At 53.6% G+C, this 24,372-nt stretch carries 20 protein-coding genes, 3 tRNA genes and 3 rRNA genes; 10 read left to right on the top strand and 16 right to left on the bottom strand.

The annotated features are described in order from the left end of the window. The gene (locus tag IYV58_RS05100; protein WP_004129154.1) at window positions 1-1,191 is read right to left on the bottom strand and encodes an MFS transporter; all 1,191 of its coding nucleotides are present in this window, start codon (window positions 1,189-1,191) and stop codon (window positions 1-3) included. Between the two features lie 104 nt (window positions 1,192-1,295). Here IYV58_RS05100 and yafC point away from each other — a divergent pair, with 104 nt between their 5' ends. Continuing rightward, window positions 1,296-2,198, top strand: a complete 903-nt coding sequence (yafC, locus tag IYV58_RS05095; RefSeq protein ID WP_004129153.1) for a DNA-binding transcriptional regulator YafC — start codon at window positions 1,296-1,298, stop codon at window positions 2,196-2,198. Between the two features lie 30 nt (window positions 2,199-2,228). On the opposite strand, the gene dkgB is transcribed toward yafC, so the two are convergent. From dkgB to gmhB, 8 genes are all read right to left on the bottom strand, one after another. Continuing rightward, a complete protein-coding gene (gene dkgB, locus IYV58_RS05090) occupies window positions 2,229-3,032 on the bottom strand; it encodes a 2,5-didehydrogluconate reductase DkgB (protein ID WP_004129152.1) in 804 nt (267 codons plus the stop codon). A 163-nt stretch (window positions 3,033-3,195) separates the two neighbouring features. Next, window positions 3,196-3,272, bottom strand: a tRNA-Asp gene (locus IYV58_RS05085). Window positions 3,273-3,327: 55 nt separating this feature from the next. After that, window positions 3,328-3,443: ribosomal RNA gene (gene rrf / locus IYV58_RS05080) — 5S ribosomal RNA — on the bottom strand. A gap of 201 nt (window positions 3,444-3,644) precedes the next feature. After that, window positions 3,645-6,551: ribosomal RNA gene (locus tag IYV58_RS05075) — 23S ribosomal RNA — on the bottom strand. A gap of 178 nt (window positions 6,552-6,729) precedes the next feature. Next, window positions 6,730-6,805 (bottom strand) — tRNA-Ala (locus IYV58_RS05070). Between the two features lie 108 nt (window positions 6,806-6,913). Further along, a tRNA-Ile gene (locus tag IYV58_RS05065) sits at window positions 6,914-6,990 on the bottom strand. A 72-nt stretch (window positions 6,991-7,062) separates the two neighbouring features. Then, window positions 7,063-8,602, bottom strand: a 16S ribosomal RNA gene (locus IYV58_RS05060). Together the 16S, 23S and 5S rRNA genes with 3 tRNA genes alongside form the textbook arrangement of a ribosomal RNA operon. Window positions 8,603-8,971: 369 nt before the next feature. Further along, window positions 8,972-9,538 (bottom strand): D-glycero-beta-D-manno-heptose 1,7-bisphosphate 7-phosphatase, encoded by a 567-nt coding sequence (gene gmhB / locus IYV58_RS05055; protein ID WP_004129150.1) that lies wholly within the window; start codon window positions 9,536-9,538, stop codon window positions 8,972-8,974. 188 nt (window positions 9,539-9,726) lie between these two features. Between gmhB and metN the strand changes: the two genes are divergently transcribed. The 7 genes from metN (at window position 9,727) to IYV58_RS05020 (ending at window position 16,181) form a co-directional block, all read left to right on the top strand. Next, complete coding sequence (gene metN, locus IYV58_RS05050) at window positions 9,727-10,758, top strand: methionine ABC transporter ATP-binding protein MetN (protein WP_142446310.1); 1,032 nt, start codon at window positions 9,727-9,729, stop codon at window positions 10,756-10,758. Further along, window positions 10,751-11,404: a methionine ABC transporter permease MetI gene (locus tag IYV58_RS05045; protein WP_004129148.1), complete on the top strand. Its 654-nt coding sequence runs from the start codon at window positions 10,751-10,753 to the stop codon at window positions 11,402-11,404. The genes metN and IYV58_RS05045 overlap by 8 nt, the downstream gene beginning before the upstream one ends. Window positions 11,405-11,443: 39 nt before the next feature. Continuing rightward, window positions 11,444-12,259, top strand: a complete 816-nt coding sequence (metQ, locus tag IYV58_RS05040) for a methionine ABC transporter substrate-binding lipoprotein MetQ (protein WP_004098791.1) — start codon at window positions 11,444-11,446, stop codon at window positions 12,257-12,259. A 108-nt stretch (window positions 12,260-12,367) separates the two neighbouring features. Further along, on the top strand, window positions 12,368-12,775 hold the full coding sequence (rcsF, locus tag IYV58_RS05035; protein WP_004098790.1) for an Rcs stress response system protein RcsF: 408 nt from the start codon (window positions 12,368-12,370) through the stop codon (window positions 12,773-12,775). Beyond that, complete coding sequence (gene tsaA, locus IYV58_RS05030) at window positions 12,772-13,479, top strand: tRNA (N6-threonylcarbamoyladenosine(37)-N6)-methyltransferase TrmO (RefSeq protein ID WP_004129147.1); 708 nt, start codon at window positions 12,772-12,774, stop codon at window positions 13,477-13,479. The genes rcsF and tsaA overlap by 4 nt, the downstream gene beginning before the upstream one ends. A gap of 110 nt (window positions 13,480-13,589) precedes the next feature. Further along, the gene (gene proS, locus IYV58_RS05025; RefSeq protein WP_087829063.1) at window positions 13,590-15,308 is read left to right on the top strand and encodes a proline--tRNA ligase; all 1,719 of its coding nucleotides are present in this window, start codon (window positions 13,590-13,592) and stop codon (window positions 15,306-15,308) included. Window positions 15,309-15,359: 51 nt separating this feature from the next. Continuing rightward, a complete protein-coding gene (locus IYV58_RS05020) occupies window positions 15,360-16,181 on the top strand; it encodes a YaeF family permuted papain-like enzyme (protein ID WP_004129142.1) in 822 nt (273 codons plus the stop codon). Here the strand turns inward: IYV58_RS05020 and nlpE are convergent, their stop codons facing one another. From nlpE to IYV58_RS05005, 3 genes are read right to left on the bottom strand one after another with little or no spacing between them, the layout of a single operon-like run. Beyond that, complete coding sequence (nlpE, locus tag IYV58_RS05015; RefSeq protein WP_032742044.1) at window positions 16,182-16,904, bottom strand: envelope stress response activation lipoprotein NlpE; 723 nt, start codon at window positions 16,902-16,904, stop codon at window positions 16,182-16,184. A gap of 20 nt (window positions 16,905-16,924) precedes the next feature. Further along, window positions 16,925-17,338: an alternative ribosome rescue aminoacyl-tRNA hydrolase ArfB gene (gene arfB, locus IYV58_RS05010; RefSeq protein WP_004129138.1), complete on the bottom strand. Its 414-nt coding sequence runs from the start codon at window positions 17,336-17,338 to the stop codon at window positions 16,925-16,927. Then, window positions 17,335-17,880: a YaeQ family protein gene (locus tag IYV58_RS05005; RefSeq protein ID WP_195729460.1), complete on the bottom strand. Its 546-nt coding sequence runs from the start codon at window positions 17,878-17,880 to the stop codon at window positions 17,335-17,337. The genes arfB and IYV58_RS05005 overlap by 4 nt, the downstream gene beginning before the upstream one ends. Window positions 17,881-18,076: 196 nt before the next feature. On the opposite strand from IYV58_RS05005, the gene IYV58_RS05000 reads away from it, so the two are divergent. Next, window positions 18,077-18,277, top strand: coding sequence for a YaeP family protein (locus IYV58_RS05000; protein WP_004098778.1), 201 nt, complete (start codon window positions 18,077-18,079; stop codon window positions 18,275-18,277). Further along, window positions 18,264-18,524 (top strand): Rho-binding antiterminator, encoded by a 261-nt coding sequence (gene rof, locus IYV58_RS04995; RefSeq protein WP_004129134.1) that lies wholly within the window; start codon window positions 18,264-18,266, stop codon window positions 18,522-18,524. Before IYV58_RS05000 ends, rof begins: the two co-directional genes overlap by 14 nt. A gap of 15 nt (window positions 18,525-18,539) precedes the next feature. Here rof and tilS read toward each other — a convergent pair whose 3' ends face one another. The 4 genes from tilS to IYV58_RS04975 form a co-directional block, all read right to left on the bottom strand. Continuing rightward, complete coding sequence (tilS, locus tag IYV58_RS04990; RefSeq protein WP_195729693.1) at window positions 18,540-19,841, bottom strand: tRNA lysidine(34) synthetase TilS; 1,302 nt, start codon at window positions 19,839-19,841, stop codon at window positions 18,540-18,542. Between the two features lie 69 nt (window positions 19,842-19,910). Then, window positions 19,911-20,300: a VOC family protein gene (locus IYV58_RS04985; protein ID WP_004129130.1), complete on the bottom strand. Its 390-nt coding sequence runs from the start codon at window positions 20,298-20,300 to the stop codon at window positions 19,911-19,913. A 62-nt stretch (window positions 20,301-20,362) separates the two neighbouring features. Beyond that, the gene (locus IYV58_RS04980) at window positions 20,363-22,501 is read right to left on the bottom strand and encodes a lysine decarboxylase LdcC (RefSeq protein WP_049123085.1); all 2,139 of its coding nucleotides are present in this window, start codon (window positions 22,499-22,501) and stop codon (window positions 20,363-20,365) included. A gap of 76 nt (window positions 22,502-22,577) precedes the next feature. Beyond that, window positions 22,578-24,365: a chitinase gene (locus IYV58_RS04975; protein WP_004129125.1), complete on the bottom strand. Its 1,788-nt coding sequence runs from the start codon at window positions 24,363-24,365 to the stop codon at window positions 22,578-22,580. Between the last annotated feature and the right edge of the window lie 7 nt (window positions 24,366-24,372).

The raw sequence follows: 24,372 nt of genomic DNA, 5'->3' as shown, positions 1-24,372 counted from the left end.
TTATCCTTCTACGGAAAGAGCCTTAGCACGGCGCCGAGGCCTATCGAGCCGCCCGCTGAGAACCACCAGTAACAGCGCGACCAGAACAATCAGCGCGCCAATCCACGGCGTCTGAGTCAGACCATAATGCTCTACCGTCTGACCGCCAATCACCGATCCTAAGGCAATCCCAATATTGAAGGCGGCAATATTCAGGCCAGAAGCAACGTCAACCGCGCCAGGGGTATACTGCTCCGCTTTCTGCACCACGTACACCTGCAGGCCCGGAACGTTACCAAAAGCAAAGATGCCCATCACCAATACCGTCGCCAGCGCCGCATACTGCAAACTGGCCGTAAATTGAAAGATCAGAAGTAAAGCAACTAACGCGGCAAAAATCAGCTTCAGCGCAGGCACGGCGCCGTGTTTATCCGCCAGCTTTCCGCCCCATACGTTGCCCACCGCCACAGAAACACCGTAACCCAGGAGGATCCAGCTAACGGCCGCCGGGCTAAATCCGGCAAGATCCTGCATCATCGGCGCCAGGAAGGTAAAAGCGGTAAATACGCCGCCATATCCCAAAGCAGTAATGGCGTAGATAATCAGTAAACGAGGATGGGTCAGAACCTGCAGCTGGGCGCGCAATCCCGCGCTGATGCGTCCAGGAATATTATTCGGCACCAGAATAAGGCTGCTCATTAACGCGATGACGCCAAGGATCGACACGGCGAGGAACGTCTCACGCCAGCCAAAGTGTTGGCCGATAAAGGTACCTAAAGGCACGCCGGTCACTAGCGCAACGGTCAGACCGCCAAACATAATCGCAATCGCCGAAGCCGCTTTCTCTTTCGGTACCAGGCTGGTCGCAATTGTCGAGCCGATCGAAAAGAATACCCCATGCGCCAGCCCCGTCAGCAGGCGCGCCAGAACCAGAGTTTCATAACCTGGCGCCTGCCAGGCCAGCAGGTTACCGGCGGTAAACAGCGCCATTAACGCCAGCAGCAGTTGCTTACGCGGCATCCGCCCGGTCAGCGCGGTGAGCACCGGGGCGCCGATCGCCACGCCAAGTGCATAGATAGAAACCAGCAGCCCCGCAGAGGGAAGCGAAATAGCAAGTTGTTCTGCAATCGTGGGCACCAGGCCCACGATGACAAATTCGGTCGTGCCAATAGCAAAGGCACCGATAGTTAAGGCAAGTAGCGCCAGCGGCATAATGTACTCCGTATCAACATGATTAAGATGACACGTAGTATGAAGAGGTGTTTTAATAACAAAAATAGCCAAAGTATCAATAGAATTTTGCCACAGGTGCAATAATGAGAGCTACCTCAGAAGAAATCGCCATTTTTGTCGCCGTGGTTGAGAGCGGCAGCTTTAGTCGCGCAGCCGAACAACTAGGTCAGGCTAATTCCGCCGTCAGCCGGGCGGTGAAAAAGCTCGAATCAAAGCTCGGCGTGAGCCTGCTTAATCGTACGACCCGTCAGCTAAGCCTGACCGAAGAGGGGGAGCGTTATTTCCGTCGCATGCAGGTTGTGCTTCAGGAAATGGCCGCAGCCGAGAATGAGCTTCTGGAGAGCCGCACGACGCCAAGAGGCCTGTTACGTGTTGATGCCGCAACGCCGGTGATCCTGCATTTCCTGATGCCTTTGATAAGACCTTTTCGCGAGCGCTACCCGGAGATGAACCTTACGCTGGTCTCGTCAGAAACCTTTATCAATCTGATCGAGCGGAAAGTCGATGTCGCGATCCGCGCCGGCACGCTGACCGACTCCAGCCTGCGCGCCAGGCCATTGTTTAATAGCTACCGCAAAATTATTGCTTCACCGGACTATCTTGCTCGCCATGGAACGCCGCAAAGCGTCGCTGAGCTAAAACATCATCAGTGTCTGGGCTTTAGCGAACCCGTTTCATTGAATACATGGCCAATCTCCTGCTGCGATGGTCAGCTGCTTGAAATCGAAAGCGAGATATCTTCCAATAGCGGAGAAACGCTTAAGCAGCTATGCCTGGCCGGTAACGGAATCGCCTGTCTGTCGGACTATATGGTGGATAAGGAGCTTGCTGAAGGGGCGTTTGTAGAGCTGCTGGCTGACAAACGGTTGCCGATTGAAATGCCGTTTAGTGCGGTTTACTACAGCGACAGGGCCGTAAGCACGCGGATCAGAGCCTTTATCGACTTTCTTAGCGAACATGTAAAACAGCTCCCGAAGGAGCTGTAACAGGGTTGTAGAGTAACGATGGGGATTAAATTAGTCCCATTCAGGCGCCAGACCGTCCGGACTAACCAGACGATCGTTGCAGTCCAGCGCGGCGATCGTCTGGCGATCGTCTTCATCCAGCTGCAGATCCTGAGCTTTAAGATTGCTTGCCAGGTTTTCGCGCTTAGTCGAAGATGGGATTACCGCATAACCTTCGCCCATTGCCCAGGCCAGGATAACCTGTGCCGACGTAGCATCGTATTTTGCCGCGATACGTGCGATCGCTTCATCTTTCAGCGCCTTACCGTAGGCCAGCGTCATATAAGAGGTGATGTGGATGCCGTGTTCACGTGCCCAATCAACCACTTTACGGTTCTGCAGATACGGGGAAAGTTCAATCTGGTTGGTCGCGATGTTCTCCGCGCCAACGGCAGCAATTGCGCGCTCCATCAGCGGAATTGTGAAGTTAGAGATACCAATCTGCCGGGTTAGCCCCTGTTTTTTCGCTTCCAGCAGCGCGGCCATAAACTCTTCAACCGCAACGGCATCGTTTGGCGACGGCCAGTGGATTAACGTCAGGTCGACATAGTCAGTACGCAGCTTCTGCAGACTCTCTTTCAGGCTGGCGATCAGCTTCTCTTTGTTGAGATTCTCAATCCAGATCTTGGTGGTGATGAACAGTTCATCGCGCGCAACGCCGCTTTCTGCAATTGCCTGGCCCACAGCAGCTTCATTATCATAGATTTGCGCGGTATCAATGGTGCGATAGCCCAGTTCAAGCGCCGTTTTTACAGATGCAATAACCACGTCATCTTTCAGACGGAAGGTCCCAAGACCAAATGCAGGGATTGTCATGACTTTCCTCTTTATTCATTCATATCGGTTAACGAGAATAATTATGACCAACGAGAAGATTGAGAAAAAGAGTGCTAAATGCAGAGGATTTTTGCTAAAAAAGCAATAATTAAACGACAGATAAAGAAAAAGCCCTGAGCAAATGCTCAGGGCTTTTAATAAGTGGCGGAACGGACGGGACTCGAACCCGCGACCCCCTGCGTGACAGGCAGGTATTCTAACCGACTGAACTACCGCTCCACCGAATACTTCTGTAACCACCGGCTTAATACACCGGCTTACTACTTAATTTGATGCCTGGCAGTTCCCTACTCTCACATGGGGAGACCCCACACTACCATCGGCGCTACGGCGTTTCACTTCTGAGTTCGGCATGGGGTCAGGTGGGACCACCGCGCTATCGCCGCCAGGCAAATTCTGTTGTCAGAAACGAATCTTTTACACCGATGCTGCGTTGGCTGCATTCGTAAAGTCAGTCACATACCTCAGTATGCTCCTTCCTTTACTTCATTTGCCGCCTTGCCTCAGCGTAAAATCTTTCGTTCCCGAAAATCTGTAATCAATGCTGAAATTGTTGTCTTCTCAAATCCGCCAAAACATCTTCGGCGTTGTAAGGTTAAGCCTCACGGTTCATTAGTACCGGTTAGCTCAACGCATCGCTGCGCTTACACACCCGGCCTATCAACGTCGTCGTCTTCAACGTTCCTTCAGGACCCTTAAAGGGTCAGGGAGAACTCATCTCGGGGCAAGTTTCGTACTTAGATGCTTTCAGCACTTATCTCTTCCGCATTTAGCTACCGGGCAATGCCATTGGCATGACAACCCGAACACCAGTGATGCGTCCACTCCGGTCCTCTCGTACTAGGAGCAGCCCCCCTCAATTCTCCAGCGCCCACGGCAGATAGGGACCGAACTGTCTCACGACGTTCTAAACCCAGCTCGCGTACCACTTTAAATGGCGAACAGCCATACCCTTGGGACCTACTTCAGCCCCAGGATGTGATGAGCCGACATCGAGGTGCCAAACACCGCCGTCGATATGAACTCTTGGGCGGTATCAGCCTGTTATCCCCGGAGTACCTTTTATCCGTTGAGCGATGGCCCTTCCATTCAGAACCACCGGATCACTATGACCTGCTTTCGCACCTGCTCGCGCCGTCACGCTCGCAGTCAAGCCAGCTTATGCCATTGCACTAACCTCCTGATGTCCGACCAGGATTAGCTGACCTTCGTGCTCCTCCGTTACTCTTTAGGAGGAGACCGCCCCAGTCAAACTACCCACCAGACACTGTCCGCAACCCCGATTAGGGGCCCACGTTAGAACACCAGCCATTAAAGGGTGGTATTTCAAGGATGGCTCCATGCAGACTGGCGTCCACACTTCAAAGCCTCCCACCTATCCTACACATCAAGGACCAGTGTTCAGTGTCAAGCTATAGTAAAGGTTCACGGGGTCTTTCCGTCTTGCCGCGGGTACACTGCATCTTCACAGCGAGTTCAATTTCACTGAGTCTCGGGTGGAGACAGCCTGGCCATCATTACGCCATTCGTGCAGGTCGGAACTTACCCGACAAGGAATTTCGCTACCTTAGGACCGTTATAGTTACGGCCGCCGTTTACCGGGGCTTCGATCAAGAGCTTCTCCTTACGGATAACCCCATCAATTAACCTTCCGGCACCGGGCAGGCGTCACACCGTATACGTCCACTTTCGTGTTTGCACAGTGCTGTGTTTTTAATAAACAGTTGCAGCCAGCTGGTATCTTCGACTGATTTCAGCTCCATGGGTAAACCACTTCACCTACGTATCAGCGTGCCTTCTCCCGAAGTTACGGCACCATTTTGCCTAGTTCCTTCACCCGAGTTCTCTCAAGCGCCTTGGTATTCTCTACCTGACCACCTGTGTCGGTTTGGGGTACGATTTGATGTTACCTGATGCTTAGAGGCTTTTCCTGGAAGCAGGGCATTTGTCACTTCAGCACCGTAGTGCCTCGTCATCACGCCTCAGTGTTAAAGTGAACCGGATTTACCTGGAACACACACCTACACGCTTAAACCGGGACAACCGTCGCCCGGCCAACATAGCCTTCTCCGTCCCCCCTTCGCAGTAACACCAAGTACAGGAATATTAACCTGTTTCCCATCGACTACGCCTTTCGGCCTCGCCTTAGGGGTCGACTCACCCTGCCCCGATTAACGTTGGACAGGAACCCTTGGTCTTCCGGCGTGCGGGTTTTTCACCCGCATTATCGTTACTTATGTCAGCATTCGCACTTCTGATACCTCCAGCAACCCTCACAGGCCACCTTCAACGGCTTACAGAACGCTCCCCTACCCAACAACGCATAAGCGTCGCTGCCGCAGCTTCGGTGCATGGTTTAGCCCCGTTACATCTTCCGCGCAGGCCGACTCGACCAGTGAGCTATTACGCTTTCTTTAAATGATGGCTGCTTCTAAGCCAACATCCTGGCTGTCTGGGCCTTCCCACATCGTTTCCCACTTAACCATGACTTTGGGACCTTAGCTGGCGGTCTGGGTTGTTTCCCTCTTCACGACGGACGTTAGCACCCGCCGTGTGTCTCCCGTGATAACATTCTTCGGTATTCGTAGTTTGCATCGGGTTGGTAAGTCGGGATGACCCCCTAGCCGAAACAGTGCTCTACCCCCGAAGATGAGTTCACAAGGCGCTACCTAAATAGCTTTCGGGGAGAACCAGCTATCTCCCGGTTTGATTGGCCTTTCACCCCCAGCCACAAGTCATCCGCTAATTTTTCAACATTAGTCGGTTCGGTCCTCCAGTTAGTGTTACCCAACCTTCAACCTGCCCATGGCTAGATCACCGGGTTTCGGGTCTATACCCTGCAACTTAACGCCCAGTTAAGACTCGGTTTCCCTGCGGCTCCCCTATACGGTTAACCTTGCTACAGAATATAAGTCGCTGACCCATTATACAAAAGGTACGCAGTCACCCAACAAGTGGGCTCCTACTGCTTGTACGTACACGGTTTCAGGTTCTTTTTCACTCCCCTCGCCGGGGTTCTTTTCGCCTTTCCCTCACGGTACTGGTTCACTATCGGTCAGTCAGGAGTATTTAGCCTTGGAGGATGGTCCCCCCATATTCAGACAGGATACCACGTGTCCCGCCCTACTCTTCGAGTTCACAACCTGTGCGTTTTAGTGTACGGGAGTATCACCCTGTACCCTGCGACTTTCCAGACGCTTCCACTAACACACAAGCTGATTCAGACTCCGGGCTGCTCCCCGTTCGCTCGCCGCTACTGGGGGAATCTCGGTTGATTTCTTTTCCTCGGGGTACTTAGATGTTTCAGTTCCCCCGGTTCGCCTCGTTTGACTATGTATTCATCAAACGATAGTGCAACGAATTGCACTGGGTTTCCCCATTCGGACATCGCCGGCTGTAACGGTTCATATCACCTTACCGACGCTTTTCGCAGATTAGCACGTCCTTCATCGCCTCTGACTGCCAGGGCATCCACCGTGTACGCTTAGTCGCTTAACCTCACAACCCGAAGATGTTTCGTAAAACATCGTCGTGTCGCGAAAATTTGAGAGACTCGAACACACATAACATGTGTGTCGTTTCAATTTTCAGCTTGATCCAGATTTTTAAAGAGCAAAACTTCGCAGTGAACCTTTTCAGGTACACTCTGAAGTTTTCTTGTGGTGTGCAGTAAAGATGGTGGAGCTATGCGGGATCGAACCGCAGACCTCCTGCGTGCAAAGCAGGCGCTCTCCCAGCTGAGCTATAGCCCCATCGTAGTTAAATCTCATCAACCTTAATTTCTGTTGAGGCAAAGCGGGGTGACACGAAGCATACTTAAAGTATGCGAGTGTCGCCGCAACGCAGCATCAGCAGAAATTTGGTAGGCCTGAGTGGACTTGAACCACCGACCTCACCCTTATCAGGGGTGCGCTCTAACCACCTGAGCTACAAGCCTGCAGAGATTTTCTTACTGCTTATTTTTCATCAGACAATCTGTGTGGACACTACAAAGGCAGGTTCTTTAAGGTAAGGAGGTGATCCAACCGCAGGTTCCCCTACGGTTACCTTGTTACGACTTCACCCCAGTCATGAATCACAAAGTGGTAAGCGCCCTCCCGAAGGTTAAGCTACCTACTTCTTTTGCAACCCACTCCCATGGTGTGACGGGCGGTGTGTACAAGGCCCGGGAACGTATTCACCGTGGCATTCTGATCCACGATTACTAGCGATTCCGACTTCATGGAGTCGAGTTGCAGACTCCAATCCGGACTACGACATACTTTATGAGGTCCGCTTGCTCTCGCGAGGTCGCTTCTCTTTGTATATGCCATTGTAGCACGTGTGTAGCCCTACTCGTAAGGGCCATGATGACTTGACGTCATCCCCACCTTCCTCCAGTTTATCACTGGCAGTCTCCTTTGAGTTCCCGACCGAATCGCTGGCAACAAAGGATAAGGGTTGCGCTCGTTGCGGGACTTAACCCAACATTTCACAACACGAGCTGACGACAGCCATGCAGCACCTGTCTCAGAGTTCCCGAAGGCACCAAAGCATCTCTGCTAAGTTCTCTGGATGTCAAGAGTAGGTAAGGTTCTTCGCGTTGCATCGAATTAAACCACATGCTCCACCGCTTGTGCGGGCCCCCGTCAATTCATTTGAGTTTTAACCTTGCGGCCGTACTCCCCAGGCGGTCGACTTAACGCGTTAGCTCCGGAAGCCACTCCTCAAGGGAACAACCTCCAAGTCGACATCGTTTACAGCGTGGACTACCAGGGTATCTAATCCTGTTTGCTCCCCACGCTTTCGCACCTGAGCGTCAGTCTTTGTCCAGGGGGCCGCCTTCGCCACCGGTATTCCTCCAGATCTCTACGCATTTCACCGCTACACCTGGAATTCTACCCCCCTCTACAAGACTCCAGCCTGCCAGTTTCGAATGCAGTTCCCAGGTTGAGCCCGGGGATTTCACATCCGACTTGACAGACCGCCTGCGTGCGCTTTACGCCCAGTAATTCCGATTAACGCTTGCACCCTCCGTATTACCGCGGCTGCTGGCACGGAGTTAGCCGGTGCTTCTTCTGCGGGTAACGTCAATCGACAAGGTTATTAACCTTATCGCCTTCCTCCCCGCTGAAAGTACTTTACAACCCGAAGGCCTTCTTCATACACGCGGCATGGCTGCATCAGGCTTGCGCCCATTGTGCAATATTCCCCACTGCTGCCTCCCGTAGGAGTCTGGACCGTGTCTCAGTTCCAGTGTGGCTGGTCATCCTCTCAGACCAGCTAGGGATCGTCGCCTAGGTGAGCCGTTACCCCACCTACTAGCTAATCCCATCTGGGCACATCTGATGGCAAGAGGCCCGAAGGTCCCCCTCTTTGGTCTTGCGACGTTATGCGGTATTAGCTACCGTTTCCAGTAGTTATCCCCCTCCATCAGGCAGTTTCCCAGACATTACTCACCCGTCCGCCACTCGTCACCCGAGAGCAAGCTCTCTGTGCTACCGTTCGACTTGCATGTGTTAGGCCTGCCGCCAGCGTTCAATCTGAGCCATGATCAAACTCTTCAATTTAAGTTTGATGCTCGTGAATTAAACTTCGTAATGAATTACGTATGTTCACTCAGAGACTTGGTATTCATTTTTCGTCTTGCGACGTTAAGAATCCATGTCACTTTGAGTGCCCACACAGATTGTCTGATAAATTGTTAAAGAGCAGTGCAACGCGGCTTTCGCTCACCGTTGCGAGGTGGCGTATATTACGCTTTCCTCTTTCAGAGTCAACCCTGTTTTTCAGGATTTTTTCTCTTCAACCAACCGGCTGTTTGTGTGAAGTGATTCACATCTGCCGTGTCAGTGGGAGCGCATTATAGGGAGTTATTCGGCGCTGACAAGCGGTAAAATACAATTTTATTTCAACCGCTCATCTTTTATACATAACGCTTATTTTCGCTGCTTTTTGATAGCATCCGGCAGGTCCGCCAGGCTATTAAGCACCCAATCAGCGGCGCTTTCCGCTTCAGGAGTGACTGGCTTGCCGGTACGCACTAATACTTTCATGCCGACATTGGCAGCCAAAGCTGCCTGCATATCTTCGACTTTATCGCCGACCATATAGGAAGCAGCCATATCAATATGCAGATAGTCACGCGCCGAGATCAGCATACCCGGGTGGGGCTTACGGCAGTCGCAGGTCTGGCGAAACTCTTCGACGGTTCCCTGCGGGTGGTGCGGACAATAATAGATGCCATCCAGGTCAACGCCGCGATCGGCCAGCGACCAGTCCATCCACTCGGTCAGCGTTTCAAACTGCTCTTCAGTAAACTTACCGCGGGCGATGCCGGACTGGTTGGTCACCACCACCAGCGCGTAGCCCATCTCCTTTAATTGACGCATTGCGTCAATAACGCCATCGATAAATTCAAAGTTGTCGATTTCATGGACGTAGCCGTGATCGACATTAATCGTGCCATCACGGTCAAGAAAAATTGCGGGTACTGATATTGCCACCGGTCTGCTCCTGATAAAGGCTAATGCGCGTAGTATCGCATGTTTCCCGACGCAAGAAAGTGCTCATTATACAGAGTCAGATTGATTTAGACGTCTGGATGCCTTAACATCCATTTCATTGACAGGCATCGCCTGGACACGGCAGAAGAAAATGCCACGGCAAACGGCTAAACGATAATAAATAACTGATGATTAAACTTTCGAAGATTACCAAAGTGTTCCAGCAGGGAAATCGCAGCATACAGGCGCTGAACGATGTCAGCCTGCATGTTCCCGCCGGGCAAATTTATGGCGTCATCGGCGCTTCGGGCGCGGGTAAAAGTACGTTAATCCGCTGCGTTAACCTGCTTGAACGTCCAACTCAGGGCAGCGTAAAGGTGGGCGGTCAGGAGCTAACGGCGCTGTCCGAAAAAGAGTTGACGCGCGCGCGTCGCCAGATCGGCATGATATTCCAGCACTTTAACCTGCTAGCCTCCCGTACCGTATTCGGTAATGTGGCATTGCCGCTGGAGCTCGACAATACTCCGAAGGAAGAAATTAAACGCCGGGTTACCGAGCTTCTCGATCTCGTCGGCCTGGGGGATAAGCACGATAGCTATCCGGCAAACCTCTCCGGCGGTCAAAAACAGCGCGTCGCCATCGCCCGTGCGCTGGCAAGCAATCCAAAAGTCCTGCTCTGCGACGAAGCCACCAGCGCTCTGGATCCGGCTACCACGCGTTCGATTCTGGAACTGCTGAAAGATATCAACCGTCGTCTGGGCCTGACGATTTTGCTGATTACCCACGAAATGGATGTTGTCAAACGGATCTGTGATTGCGTTGCCGTGATCAGCAACGGTCAATTGATTGAACAGGATACGGTGAGCGAGGTCTTTTCTCATCCCAAAACTCCATTGGCGCAACAGTTTATACAGTCAACGCTGCACCTGGATATCCCGGATGATTATCAGGCGCGTCTGAAGTCTGAGGCTCTTCCCGATAGCGTACCCATGCTGCGCATGGAGTTCACGGGCCACTCCGTTGATGCCCCGCTGCTTTCTGAAACTGCCCGTCGCTTTAATGTAAACAACAACATTATTAGCGCGCAGATGGATTACGCGGGTGGCGTGAAGTTCGGCATTATGCTGACCGAGATGCACGGCACGCAGGAAGATACCCAGGCCGCGATCGCCTGGCTACAGGAACACCATGTAAAAGTAGAGGTACTGGGGTATGTCTGAACCAATGATTTGGCTGCTGGTTCGCGGCGTATGGGAAACGCTGGCCATGACTTTCGTCTCCGGCTTCTTCGGTTTTGTTCTCGGCCTGCCGGTCGGGGTTCTGCTCTACGTCACCCGACCGGGGCAAATTGCCGCTAATGCAAAACTCTACCGCACGCTTTCGGCGGTGGTGAATATTTTCCGCTCGATTCCTTTTATTATCTTGCTGGTCTGGATGATCCCCTTTACCCGCGTCATCGTAGGGACATCCATCGGCCTGCAGGCGGCAATTGTTCCGCTAACGGTCGGCGCAGCGCCTTTTATCGCCCGAATGGTTGAAAACGCCCTGCTGGAGATCCCCACCGGCCTTATCGAAGCATCCCGCGCCATGGGCGCAACGCCGATGCAGATTGTGCGTAAGGTCCTGCTGCCGGAAGCGCTGCCGGGTCTGGTGAACGCGGCGACCATTACCCTCATTACGCTGGTCGGCTATTCCGCTATGGGCGGCGCGGTGGGCGCCGGTGGTCTCGGGCAGATTGGCTATCAGTACGGTTATATCGGCTACAATGCAACGGTAATGAATACCGTACTGGTGCTGCTGGTTATTCTGGTGTACTTAATTCAATTCTCTGGCGATCGTATCGTCCGGGCTGTGACTCACAAATAACATTACACACAATACAGAATCTTACAGGAAGGAAATAACATGGCCTTTAATTTCAAAACCTTTGCGGCAGTCGGCGCGTTAATCGGTTCTCTGGCTCTGGTGGGTTGCGGTCAGGACGAAAAAGATCCTAACCATATTAAAGTCGGCGTAATCGTCGGTGCGGAGCAGCAGGTTGCGGAAGTCGCGCAGAAAGTAGCAAAAGAAAAATACGGCCTTGATGTCGAACTGGTAACCTTCAACGACTACGTTCTGCCGAACGAAGCGCTGAGCAAAGGCGATATCGACGTTAACGCCTTCCAGCATAAACCGTATCTTGACCAGCAAATCAAAGACCGCGGCTACAAGCTGGTTTCCGTAGGTAACTCTTTTGTTTACCCGATTGCGGGTTATTCGAAAAAAATCAAATCGCTGGACGAACTGCAGCCGGGCTCCCAGGTCGCGATTCCTAACGATCCCACCAACCTTGGCCGCTCTCTGCTGCTGCTGCAGCAGGTTGGCCTGATCAAACTGAAAGAAGGCGTTGGTCTGCTGCCAACCTCTCTGGATATTATTGAAAACCCGAAAAACCTGAAAATTGTTGAGCTGGAAGCCCCGCAGCTGCCGCGCTCTCTGGATGATGCGCAAATCGCTCTGGCGGTTATCAATACCACCTATGCCAGCCAGATTGGCTTAACGCCGGCAAAAGACGGTATTTTCGTGGAAGGTAAAGAGTCTCCGTACGTGAACCTGATTGTCGCTCGCGAAGACAATAAAGATGCGGAAAATGTTAAGAAATTTGTTCAAGCTTACCAGAGTGACGAAGTTTACGAAGCGGCTAACAAAATCTTTAACGGCGGTGCAGTGAAAGGCTGGTAATCTTTTCTCAGCGTAATATCATTCAGGACGGGCTTTATGCCCGTCTTGTCATTTATGCAAGCACCTGATTCAATAGCGCCCTGTTTTATTATTTATTGAGGAAATACTATGCGTGCTTTACCGGTCTGTTTGTTAGCACTCATGTTAAGCGGTTGTTCTATGCTAAGCAGATCTCCCGTCGAGCCTGTACAAAGCACCGTAACCCCGCCTGCCAAATCGGAACCGGCAAAACCGAAAGCGACGCGTCCGGCCCCGGTAAGAATCTATACCGATGCAACAGAATTGGTGGGTAAACCTTTCCGCGAACTCGGCGAAGTCACCGGTGAATCCTGCCAGGCCTCGAATCAAGACTCTCCACCCAATATCCCGACGGCCCGCAAGCGTATGCAGATTAACGCTGCAAAAATGAAAGCCAATGCCGTGCTGCTGCACCGCTGCGAAGTCACCAGCGGAACCCCGGGCTGCTACCGCCAGGCCGTCTGCCTTGGTTCAGCGCTTAACGTTACGGCGCAATGAGTGATTTTCAGTTTGCGCAGATAGGCGTTATTCGCTCGCCCTATAAAGAAAAATTTGCCGTTCCCCGCCAGCCTGGGCTGGTTAAAAACGGCGGCGGCGAATTACATCTTCTGCCTCCTTATAACCAGGCCGAGGCCGTACGCGGCCTGGAAAACTTCAGCCATCTGTGGGTCCTGTTTGTGTTTCATCAGACCATGGAAGGCGGCTGGCGCCCGACCGTACGCCCTCCCCGCCTCGGCGGCAACGCGCGGATGGGTGTTTTCGCCACCCGCTCTACCTTTCGTCCTAATCCAATCGGTATGTCGCTGGTCGAGCTAAAGGGTATTCACTGCCAGAAAGAGCGCGTCGTTCTTGAGTTAGGCAGTCTTGACCTGGTGGACGGTACGCCGGTAGTCGACATCAAACCTTACCTGCCCTTTGCCGAAGCGCTGCCGGAAGCCAGCGCGAGCTACGCTCAGCAGGCGCCGCAGGCGGAAGTGGCGGTAAGCTTCACGCCGGAAACCGAAGCCCAGCTTTTCGCTCTGGAAAACCGCTATCCCCGCCTTAAGGCGTTTATTAGCGAAGTTCTGGCACAAGATCCGCGGCCGGCATATCGTAAAGAAGAAAACCCGGGAAAGACCTATGCCGTCTGGCTGCTGGATTTTAACGTGCGCTGGCGGGTGATTTCGTCCGGTTTTGAAGTCTTTTCTCTCGAACCACGCTAATTTTATTTTCCTCTCTTTTGGCATCTTTGCCACACTGGTAAACTAAACCACTTTTTTGTGTCAGGCTGGCTTCCAGCCTGTATCGATCGTCCAAATGGAACCGTAACAACATGCGTACTAGCCAATACCTGCTCTCCACTCTGAAGGAGACACCTGCCGACGCCGAGGTTATCAGCCATCAGCTGATGCTGCGCGCCGGGATGATCCGCAAGCTGGCCTCCGGGTTATATACCTGGCTGCCGACCGGCGTGCGCGTCCTGAAAAAAGTCGAGAACATCGTGCGTGAAGAGATGAACAACGCCGGTGCAATCGAGGTGTTAATGCCGGTAGTTCAGCCCTCTGAGCTGTGGCAAGAGAGTGGTCGTTGGGAACAGTACGGCCCGGAACTGCTGCGTATTGCTGACCGTGGCGAACGTCCATTCGTGCTCGGCCCGACTCATGAAGAAGTGATCACCGACCTGATTCGTAACGAGCTGAGCTCCTACAAACAGCTGCCGCTGAACTTCTATCAGATCCAAACCAAGTTCCGTGACGAAGTGCGCCCGCGTTTCGGCGTGATGCGTTCCCGTGAATTTCTGATGAAAGATGCTTACTCTTTCCATACCTCTCAGGAATCTCTGCAGGAAACCTACGACGCGATGTACGCCGCGTACAGCAAAATTTTCAGCCGTATGGGCCTGGATTTCCGCGCGGTACAGGCTGACACCGGTTCTATCGGCGGTAGTGCATCCCACGAATTCCAGGTGCTGGCGCAGAGCGGCGAAGATGACGTGATCTTCTCTGACTCTTCCGACTACGCGGCCAACATCGAGTTCGCCGAAGCCGTTGCGCCGAAAGAGCCGCGCGCGGCCGCTACTCAGGAAATGACCCTGGTCGATACGCCGAACGCCAAAACCATCGCCGAGCTGGTTGAGCAGTTCAATCTGCCGATTGAGAAAACGGTGAAAACCCTGCTGGTAAAAGCGGTAGAAGACAGCAAGTCTCCGCTGATTGCCCTGCTGGTTCGCGGCGATCATGAGTTGAATGAAGTGAAAGCGGAAAAACTGCCGCAGGTCGCCAGCCCGCTGACCTTCGCCACCGAAGAAGAGATCCGCGCGCTGGTGCATGCGGGTCCCGGTTCTCTGGGCCCGGTTAACATGCCGATTCCGGTGATTATTGACCGTACCGTTGCCGCAATGAGCGATTTTGCCGCAGGCGCGAACATCGATGGTAAACACTACTTCGGCATCAACTGGGATCGCGATGTCGCGACCCCTGAAGTGGCTGATATCCGTAACGTGGTAGCGGGCGACCCGAGCCCGGACGGCAAAGGCACGCTGCTGATTAAACGCGGTATCGAAGTGGGCCACATCTTCCAGCTGGGTACCAAATACTCTGAAGCGATGAAAGCCTCCGTCCAGGGTGAAGATGGCCGTAACCAGATCCTGACGATGGGTTGCTACGGTATCGGGGTGACTCGCGTGGTGGCGGCAGCCATTGAGCAGAACTTTGACGATCGCGGGATCCTGTGGCCGGAAGCTATCGCCCCTTTCCAGGTTGCGATTCTGCCGATGAACATGCATAAATCCTACCGCGTACAAGAGCTGGCCGAGAAGCTGTATGCTGAGCTAACCGCGTTGGGTATCGACGTGCTGATGGACGACCGTAAAGAGCGTCCGGGCGTAATGTTCGCCGATATGGAGCTTATCGGTATTCCGCACACCATCGTGCTGGGCGACCGTAACCTCGACAACGACGATATCGAATATAAATATCGTCGCAGCGGCGAGAAGCAGTTGATTAAAACCGGTGATATCGTGAATTACCTGGTACAACAAATTAAAGCTTAACGCCAAAAGAGGCTCTGGTTTCAGAGCCTCTTTTTTACAAGGATTGTAATCATGGCTAAACGACGGGCAAATCATGTCCTGCTTTTTCCCGCATTGTTCTTACTTTCGGCCTGCACGCTAGACGTCAGCCGATCCACGCCTTCCGCTTCCGCTATTAAGCCACCATCGCAGCAATGGGCGGTTAAATTTCAGCGCCAGAGCTCAGTGGCTAATACCACGCTAGCTGAAATTAACGCACAAGACCTGCTCCCCGGCGATCTCCTTTTCTCTTCCAGCATTGGCGTGACGTCCCTGGGGATTCGTGCATTTAGCACATCCTCCGTTAGCCATGTCGCTATCTATATCGGTGATAACCAGGTTGCGGAGGCAACTGGCGCCGGGGTGCAGATTGTTTCTCTTCAGCAAGCGATGCAGCACAGCGATAAGCTGTTTGCCCTAAGAGCGCCTGACCTCACGCCGCAACAGGCCGCAGGCATTAAACATTTCGCCTATAAAAACAGAAACAGCGGCTATAACTATCGCGGCATCATTGAATTTGTACCCTTTATGGTAACCAAACAGCTCTGCTCACTGAATCCCTTCTCGAAAGACTTCCGCCAGCAGTGCGTGAATGGTCTGGCCAAAGCTCAGCTTAGCGATGCCGTTTCCGGGGACAAAAAAATGTGGTTTTGTTCTGAGTTTGTCAGCGATGCCTTCGCGAAGGCCGGACACCCGCTGACCCTGGCTCAACCGGGCTGGATTAGCCCATCAGACCTGCTTCATATGCGTGAGGGGGACGTGGCAAACTTTACGCCCGAAACACAATTGCAGTATATCGGGCATCTTAAATTGGGAATTTATATCAAGACAAGCCGTCTCGTAGGACTCAATTAACTAACGAGAATTGCAGTCTTCTTTTTGATAAAACTTGCCCGGTGAATCCACCGCCAGAACTTTAATCGGCGCTCCCGAATCCGGGTTCGCTTCCAGCGTAAAGTGCCCCTCGACCACCAGCAGCACCGGGCGAGTATCCGTTCCGCGCGCTGCGGCATAATCACGCTCGAGCTGCGCGTTATTCGTAACTGCCACTCGCTTGCCGGTTGCGCAATCGGTAAAGGTCGCGGCATCAGCCATATAGAAGTACATGCCGCGCATCGCCATCGGCGTGATGGGCAGGCTGGCTTTGACGGACTCCAGCGTATAGTTCAGCGTTGACTCGATGGGATTACCGTCGCGATCGAGCATTTCCAGCTTGTCGCCTTTCGCCCGATAGTAAGATTTCTCGCCTTTGCTGTCGGTCAGCACCAGCTTATCGGCCGTGCGCGCCCAGGTACCGTATGAAGCAAAAGAGGAGGGCTCGCGCCTGACGCCCTGATATCGCTCATTCATCACCCAGGTGCCGTCTTTCTCAAGAAAGAGTGAGGTTTCGATACCTTCGCAGTCGGCGCACGGCAGCACGCCGCGCCAGCTCTGCTGCATCGGCTTTAGCTCTTCCATCGGTGTCGGTTGTAGCGTGTCCATCTCCGCACGATGGTTGCAGCCGAATAAGGCAAAAAGCGAACAGGCCGCCACCACTGAAAACACGATTTTCTTCACTGTAAATTCCTTATCATCCATTCCACCGGTTCGCCATACCCTTAATGGCGAACTTTTCCACGCAGCGCTTTAACTGAAGATTTTTGCGCCTTTGAGGCAAGCCGGCGCTCTTTCGACGCCCTGGTCGGTCGCGTCTCCCGACGACTTTTCTGTACTGCGGTTAATTCTTGTATTAAGGCAACCAGGCGCGCAATCGCCGCTTCACGATTCATCTCCTGGCTGCGATATTCTTGAGCCTTAATGATAACCACACCATCGGCAGAAATTAAGTGATGGCTGGAAGTCAGCAGGCGTTCCTTATAAAACTCAGGCAGGCTCGATGCTTTAATATCAAAACGTAAATGAATAGCCGTCGATGCTTTATTAACGTGCTGGCCGCCCGCCCCCTGCGCGCGTATCCCGGAAAGTGAAACTTCATCATCCGCAATCGTCACGCTGCGGCTAATCGTAATCATGAGGATGTTTGCCAGGCCGTTAAATGAATTTCCAGATTATTCTTAGCGTCAGATAACCAAATTCCGCCATCCTGAATAGTCGCCTGTAGCGACATCGTCCGATCGGCAAAAGCACTGAGCTGCGCCAGCTGAGTATCATCTAAATACCATACGGTCAACTTTGAAAACTGTGCCATTTTACTTTTATTCTGCTGCCACCAGATTTCTGCCGCCCGACTATTATAGGCAAACAGCGCGACCTCTTGCGCTCGCGAGCAGGCTTTTTTAATCCGCCGCTCGTCCGGCAGCCCCAGTTCTATCCATAGATCAACGCCCAGATAATCGTTTAGCAGCCAGAGTTCAGCTTCATCATCAGAAGACAAGCCGCGGGTAAACTGCAGACGTTCGTCGGCGTATTTAATCCACGCCAGCAGGCGCAGCATCATACGCTCCTGGGTTTCTGACGGATGCTGCGCAAGGGTCAAACTGACATCCAGAAACTGGTTGCGGTCCAGGTCGGCCACGTTCACCGTCGCTTTATAAATCGTCGCTTTCAGCGCCATGAGGAAACTCCTGATAAAAATGGCGTACATTGTAGCGAAACTGGCGGCAAAAGGCTGTCAGCAATCGCAGGATCCCATTTCATCCTGCTGATATTGCTTAAATGACTATGGTATAGTCACCTTGCTAAACAGAGTTTATCTTCGTAGGCTTAAACTTACATCCCACGGTTAAGTCAGAACGCTGACAGGAGGGCATGTGGACAAATATTGTGAGTTAATACGCAAGCGGTATGCGGAAATAGCCAGCGGGGACCTTGGGTATATACCGGATGCGCTAGGTTGCGTGTTGAAAGTATTGAATGAGGTTGCGGCGGATCAGGCCCTTGCTGAGTCAGTCAGGGAAAAGGCCGCATATGCGGCGGCAAACTTACTGGTGAGCGATTATGTCAATGAATGATACTTATCAACCCATCAATTGCGATGATTATGACAACCTCGAACTTGCCTGTCAGCACCATCTGGTCCTGGCGCTGGAGCTCAAAGATGGCGAACAGCTGCAAGCGAAGGCCAACGATCTTATCTCGCGCAAAAATATCGAGTATCTGGTCGTGGAGCTCGCCGGCGACGTTCGCGAGGTACGCCTGGATAAAATCGCCAGCTTCAGCCATCCGGAAATCGGTACGGTAGTGGTCAGCGAGTCCTGAAGCAAAACGGGTGGCTTAGCCGCCCGTTTTCATCCATAACAACTGCACGCCTTCACCTTCCTGAACTTTCCCATCGACGGTAATAAACAGACCATCGGCTGCGGCGATTAGCGTTTCGCCGTAAAACAGCAGCGGCGTGGTATCGCGCCGCCAGGGAGCCACGTTCAGCTCCTGCCAGATTTTCTTCAGCTTGCGGCCACCGTGGCGACCGACGATATGAAGATGACCGCTGGCGCGAAAGCGAATAGTTACCGCTTCATCCTGGCGCGGGCTGCGTAACGGGCCGCAGGGCAGGAGCCTCAGTTCACCGAGGCCGTCGGGTAACGGCAGCGGCTTAGCGATATCGGGCCACGCCAGTACCGTCTCGCTCTGGCCGGGGAGATATTTCACCCAGTACAGCCGCTGCTGGAAGCGACGGACGGTAAATTGACCAAGACGCAGACAGGGAAACGCGTCCTCGCGCGCCATCGCCACTTCACGCCAGATACGCTCAGGCACCTCGCGCGAAGGCATTGGCGCATTGAGTCCAGCCAGCCAACGGCGCAGCAGCGCGGCCCGACGCGGCGCGCTCATGGCCGTCAACGGTTCGATAGCCAACGCGCCATCCTCAGTCACCAGCGTTGCCAGCTCCGCTGCCAGCATTTCATCCAGCAGCCGTTCCTGTTCGCCACACAGGCTGGCGCTGCGCGCCACGGCCTCGGCAAAGTGCGGCCAGCGGGCGTTAAGCAGCGGAACAATCCGCAGGCGGAGAAAATTGCGATCGTAGGCATCGTCCTGGTTACTTTCGTCTTCAATCCAACTGAGCTGATGGGCTATCGCCCACCGGTGCAGAGAGTCGCGACTTTCGTTAAGCAACGGACGCAGCAGTTTCGTTCCGGCAAAATCGGTCTCGCCGGCCATTGCCGAGAGCCCGGTGGGACCGCTCCCCCGCTTAAGCGCCAGCAGGAAGGTTTCACACTGGTCGTCAAGATGCTGCGCGGTCACTAGCGCTTCGCCGGGCAGCAGCGCCGAACGGAAAGCCTGATAGCGCGCCTGACGCGCATGGGCCTCAATCCCCAGCCCCTCATCGGCGAGGACTACACGTTCAACCAAAAGCGGCACCTGCCACTGCTGACATATTTTCCGGCAGTGCGCCACCCAATCGTCAGCGTTCGCGCTGAGTCCGTGGTGAATATGCATCGCCCGCAGCTGAACGGTGGGATCCTGTTCGCGCCAGCGAACCAGGCGATATAAGAGCACGCTCGAATCCAGGCCGCCGCTAAAGGCCACCAAAAACTGGCGATGCGGACGGAGCGTTTGCGCAATATCTGGGATCATCATCATGAGAGCACTAACTGAGGAAAGCGTGTCCGGCACGTTACCCGGCAGAACACGCTCTGACAAGAATTACTGCTGATAAATCTCCAGCGGTAGACCGTCCGGATCGTTAAAAAAGGTGAACCGCTTACCGGTGAAGGGGTCGATACGAACGCCTTCACAAGTTACGCCGTGCGCCTCAAGATGGGTAACGGCGGCATCAACATCGTCGACGCTAAATGCCAGATGGCGTAACCCGCAGGCTTCGGGGCGGCTCGGGCGCGCTGGGGGAAACGGGAAAGAAAACAGTTCAATAACATATTCGCCATTCAGCGCCAGATCGCCCTTCCATGAATCACGCTCTGCGCGGTAAAACTCGCCCTGCAGAGTGAACCCCAGAATGTCGCAGTAGAACGCTTTACTCTTTGCATAATCCGTCGCAATGATGGCGATATGATGAACCCGTTTTAAACCCAGCATGCTCAAACTCCTCCCGTTGAAGCCAACAACGTTACTCGTTCAGTTCGTTATTGCGCAAGCGCTTAGTCATTTTTTAAGACTCGAACCCAGTACACGCCATCTTCATCGCGTTTCGCGCCGTGGATATCGGTTTCGAAGCCCGGATAGTGGCGGCCGATAGAGCACAGCATTAACAGAAAATCGAGCACCGCCCGGCTCTCCTCGACGATCATCTCGCCGGGCATCAGCAGCGGCACGCCCGGCGGGTACGGTAAGATCATATTCGCTGAAATACGCCCGACCAGATTCTCCAGTTCGATGGTTTCCACTTCGCCTTTAATCTGCCGCTGCCAGGCCTGATGTGGCGTCATTTTCATCTCCGGCAGAACGTCAAAGGCGCTCAGCATCAGCTGCGAGAGCTGGTGCTGGCGAATCAGGCGATGGATACCCTGCGCCAGATCCTGAATGCGCATGTTGCGGTAAAAATCCGGATCTTCGGCATACAGATCCGGCAGCATATTTTTCACCCGTAAATTGAGATCGTAAGCGCGTTTGAATTCGGTTAACCCGCGCAGCAGACCCATCGCTCGGGTTTTATCAATGCCGATACTGAAAAGGAACAGCAGATTGTAGGGCCCGGTTTTCTCAACCACCACACCGCGCTCATCCAGAAACTTCGCCACCAGCGCGGCCGGAATGCCTTCGCTATCCATGTTGCCCTGTTCGTCCATACCGGGCGTCAGAATGGTCACTTTCACCGGATCGAGGAACATATGGTCGTCATCGGCATCCTGAAAGCCATGCCACGGTTCACCCGGCGATACCGGCCAGCACTGCGCTTCCCCCACCTCTTCCGGCTGCCAGATATCAAAGAACCAGCCGTCAGACTCTTCGCGTAACCGCTGCACCTCTTTACGAAAATCCAGCGCCCGTTCAATTGAACGCTGAATCAGACGCCTGCCGGAATTGCCGCGCAGCATCGCGGCAGCCGTTTCGATGGAGGCAACGATCGGGTAGCTGGGGGACGTCGAGGTGTGCATCATAAAGGCTTCATTGAAGGTATCTTCATCATAGCTGCCTTTAATATGAATCAGCGAAGCCTGGGATAGCGCGGCCAGCATTTTATGCGTCGACTGCGTTTCAAAGATCACTTTCCCCGGAACGCGATCGCCGCTCATCCCGCTTTTGCCCTGATAGATCGGATGAAAATGGGTATAGGGCACCCATGCGGAATCAAAGTGGATTGACGGCACGTCGAGAGTCTCTTTTATCCAGGTGGTATTATACAGCAGCCCGTCATAGGTAGAGTTAGTGATCACCGCATGCACAGGCCACCCGGCGCCGCCTGTCGCATTCACCTTTTGCTGAATACTGTCGCGGGTAAATTCGCGCTTGGGTATACCGCCGAGGATCCCCAGCGCATTGCGCGTCGGTTTTAGCCACAGCGGCACCACATCGCTCATCATCAGTAAATGGGCCAGCGATTTATGGCAGTTGCGATCGATAAGCAGGGTGCTACCCGCCGGGGCGGAATACATCCCGACAATCTTATTCGACGTCGAGGTCCCGTTGGTTACCATATAGCTCTGTTCGGCGCCGAATGCGCGGGCAATATACTCTTCAGCTTCCAGATGCGGGCCGCTATGATCGAGCAACGACCCCAGTTCCGTCACGGATATAGAGACGTCGGCCTTTAAGGTATTCCCGCCAAAGAAATCGTAAAACAGACAGCCCACCGGGCTTTTTTGATAAGCCGAGCCGCCCATATGCCCGGGGGTACAGAAGGTATATTTTCCCTCCTGCACATAGTTGAACAAGGCTTTGGTAAACGGCGGGGTTATATTATCGAGGTATTCGCGGGTGTATTGACCGATGCGGGTAGCGATCTCTTCCGCCAGCCCCAGCGCGTATTCAAAGAACCATAGCGTCATGCGCAGGTCCTGACTGCTGACGTCCATCGTCGAATGGGCGTTGATAAATGCGTAAAGCGGCAGGTATTCGTTTAAGCGATTAATATCACTGCACAGGTCAACGCTGTATTCATCCCAGTCGAAAATAACTCCACAGATCCGCGGATTATGCTCGATAAATTGCAAAAGATCGGCGCTATTTTGCGGCCAGATGGTCTGGAAGCCTTGCCGTTGCAGGGCGGCTTCCAGTTCTTTGATCGGTTCGTCTTTATAGTAGACGCCGTGGGGCCCCATGATCGCAATGATATTCACGCTTTCCTCCTGGAATTTACCTAAGGAAAGCATAATAGCACCCCGCCAGCGCTAAGCACTGGCGGATTTATCTCTATTAAAGCGCTTTCCAGGCATCGCCCCAGGTAATACCTACTCCAGGCTCGTAGTACGTCGGCGCTACGTTGCACCATGCGCCTTCAGGCAGCGGTTTACACTGATAAAGCGCACCGTGGTTGTTGACGATATCGCCCGCATTCCAGGTTTGGGTGCTGCTCCAGGAAGGATAGCTGATGGTGTCGCTGTCTTTGCCATCCGTCGTTTCATCCGCAGAAGCGGCTTTGGCCTTCACGTTCAGGGTATAGGTGGTCGTACTGGACAACGTACCGTCGCTGACCGTCAGGCTAACAACATATTGCGCGTCCCGATCGGTTGTCGGCGCGGTAAAGGTAATCACGGCTTTATCCTGCCCGCCGAGAGTCTGGCCGTCCTGCGACATCCAGGTGTAGATAAGCTTGTCGCCGTTCGCATCGGTAGAACTCTCCGCACTCAGGGAAACCGTGGCCCCCGCTTCGATAGCGCCGATCGGACCCGTGATACGGGCAACCGGCGCCACGTTTGTTTCCTGCGCAGGAGTATTATCCTCGGGCGCAGGCGGAGTGGTGTCGCCCTGGCCGCTGTCATCGATGATGTTGACATTGAAGTGGCTTTGGACGCATTTGGCATAATCGCCTTCTTTAAAGGCGGTATACGGCGTCTGGTAACCCACCAGCTGACAGGCGTTGGTCTTACCGTCGGCGGTGTCGGCGCTCCATCCCCAGTCCTCTTCCCAGTAAATCGGCAATGCGCCCGCGCCGCCTTCATCGAACTGCTTCATATTTTTGCAGCCGAGAACTTCATCACCGGCAATCGGCACTTTCAGGTAGTTTGCGAACTCTTTGTAGTAGGCGATACGGTTCAGAGACTGCGCGTTCTCTTCCGCCCCGCCGCACTCAACGCCACCGTTGATGATCTGAATGGTGACCCCAAAGCCTTCCACCAGGCCATTCGCTTTATCATGATCGTTTGGCACCCAGGTTCCATCGATGACGTGCAGCATAGAGGGCTTCGGCGGCTGCGGGTAAACGAAAAAGAAGACCGCGCTCGCCAGGTTCATCCAGGTATCCGCCACCCGCTCTGGTTTATCCAGCAGAGGACGAACGTCGCCATCGTACATCGCATCGGAGAACGGACCATAATTGTAGTTATAGGAGAGCTGTTTCGCGCCGCGACCAAAATAGCTCAGGTAGTCGCCGTCTTTATCTTTGCCGCAAGGCCAGGTCTGGCCCTGCCAGATATCCGGGTTACATTCCCCGTTGTAGCCGCCTTTCTGACCTTCAACCCAACCCACTTCACGCAGATACACCAGCGCCTGACGCCACTCGGGAATATCGCGCCAGCTTTCATGGCCGCCGGTTTCCTGAGCAAAGTGGGCAAACATGGTTGCCAGAGATTTACGGCAGATGGCATCGCTGTCGCGTCCGTCGGTATAGGTCCCGCAAACCGCGGGAAATTTACCAATAGCTTTCAGAAAGTTAGAGTAGGTATATTCTGCAGCGCGCATCGGAAACAGATATTCCCAGTCCTGTTCGGACAGGATGCTTTCCACACGCTTAACGTTGGTCGGGTTGGTCGCCAGACCCGGTTCGATTTTTTCAACCGCGCTGTTAGACAGCGTTTGAATCGATGATTTTACCGACGCCATGAGCGGAAAGTCGGTTAAGGCTTTTTCTTTCGCGGTCAGATCGCTCGCCTTAAGAGTTATCGCTTCCGTTGCGCCAAGCAGCGGCGCGGATTGTGCGGCCCCCAGGCTTAACATGATCCCTGCGGCCACGGCGCTTAACGCGACGGTTTTATGCAATGCCATAGTATTT

Origin of the sequence: Klebsiella sp. BDA134-6 (assembly GCF_015601345.1) — a bacterium.
Taxonomy (GTDB): domain Bacteria; phylum Pseudomonadota; class Gammaproteobacteria; order Enterobacterales; family Enterobacteriaceae; genus Klebsiella; species Klebsiella grimontii.
The sequence above is the reverse complement of the archived record's forward strand: the minus strand, read 5'-3'. Positions and strand labels throughout refer to the sequence as shown.

Bases quoted from the DNA above. Each gene is read 5' to 3' on its own strand.
- IYV58_RS05100 (WP_004129154.1), bottom strand. From the start codon at position 1,191: ATGCCGCTGGCGCTACTTGCCTTAACTATCGGTGCCTTTGCTATTGGC.
- yafC (WP_004129153.1), top strand. From the start codon at position 1,296: ATGAGAGCTACCTCAGAAGAAATCGCCATTTTTGTCGCCGTGGTTGAG.
- dkgB (WP_004129152.1), bottom strand. From the start codon at position 3,032: ATGACAATCCCTGCATTTGGTCTTGGGACCTTCCGTCTGAAAGATGAC.
- metN (WP_142446310.1), top strand. From the start codon at position 9,727: ATGATTAAACTTTCGAAGATTACCAAAGTGTTCCAGCAGGGAAATCGC.
- IYV58_RS05045 (WP_004129148.1), top strand. From the start codon at position 10,751: ATGTCTGAACCAATGATTTGGCTGCTGGTTCGCGGCGTATGGGAAACG.
- metQ (WP_004098791.1), top strand. From the start codon at position 11,444: ATGGCCTTTAATTTCAAAACCTTTGCGGCAGTCGGCGCGTTAATCGGT.
- rcsF (WP_004098790.1), top strand. From the start codon at position 12,368: ATGCGTGCTTTACCGGTCTGTTTGTTAGCACTCATGTTAAGCGGTTGT.
- tsaA (WP_004129147.1), top strand. From the start codon at position 12,772: ATGAGTGATTTTCAGTTTGCGCAGATAGGCGTTATTCGCTCGCCCTAT.
- proS (WP_087829063.1), top strand. From the start codon at position 13,590: ATGCGTACTAGCCAATACCTGCTCTCCACTCTGAAGGAGACACCTGCC.
- IYV58_RS05020 (WP_004129142.1), top strand. From the start codon at position 15,360: ATGGCTAAACGACGGGCAAATCATGTCCTGCTTTTTCCCGCATTGTTC.
- nlpE (WP_032742044.1), bottom strand. From the start codon at position 16,904: ATGGATGATAAGGAATTTACAGTGAAGAAAATCGTGTTTTCAGTGGTG.
- arfB (WP_004129138.1), bottom strand. From the start codon at position 17,338: ATGATTACGATTAGCCGCAGCGTGACGATTGCGGATGATGAAGTTTCA.
- IYV58_RS05005 (WP_195729460.1), bottom strand. From the start codon at position 17,880: ATGGCGCTGAAAGCGACGATTTATAAAGCGACGGTGAACGTGGCCGAC.
- rof (WP_004129134.1), top strand. From the start codon at position 18,264: ATGTCAATGAATGATACTTATCAACCCATCAATTGCGATGATTATGAC.
- tilS (WP_195729693.1), bottom strand. From the start codon at position 19,841: ATGATCCCAGATATTGCGCAAACGCTCCGTCCGCATCGCCAGTTTTTG.
- IYV58_RS04985 (WP_004129130.1), bottom strand. From the start codon at position 20,300: ATGCTGGGTTTAAAACGGGTTCATCATATCGCCATCATTGCGACGGAT.
- IYV58_RS04975 (WP_004129125.1), bottom strand. From the start codon at position 24,365: ATGGCATTGCATAAAACCGTCGCGTTAAGCGCCGTGGCCGCAGGGATC.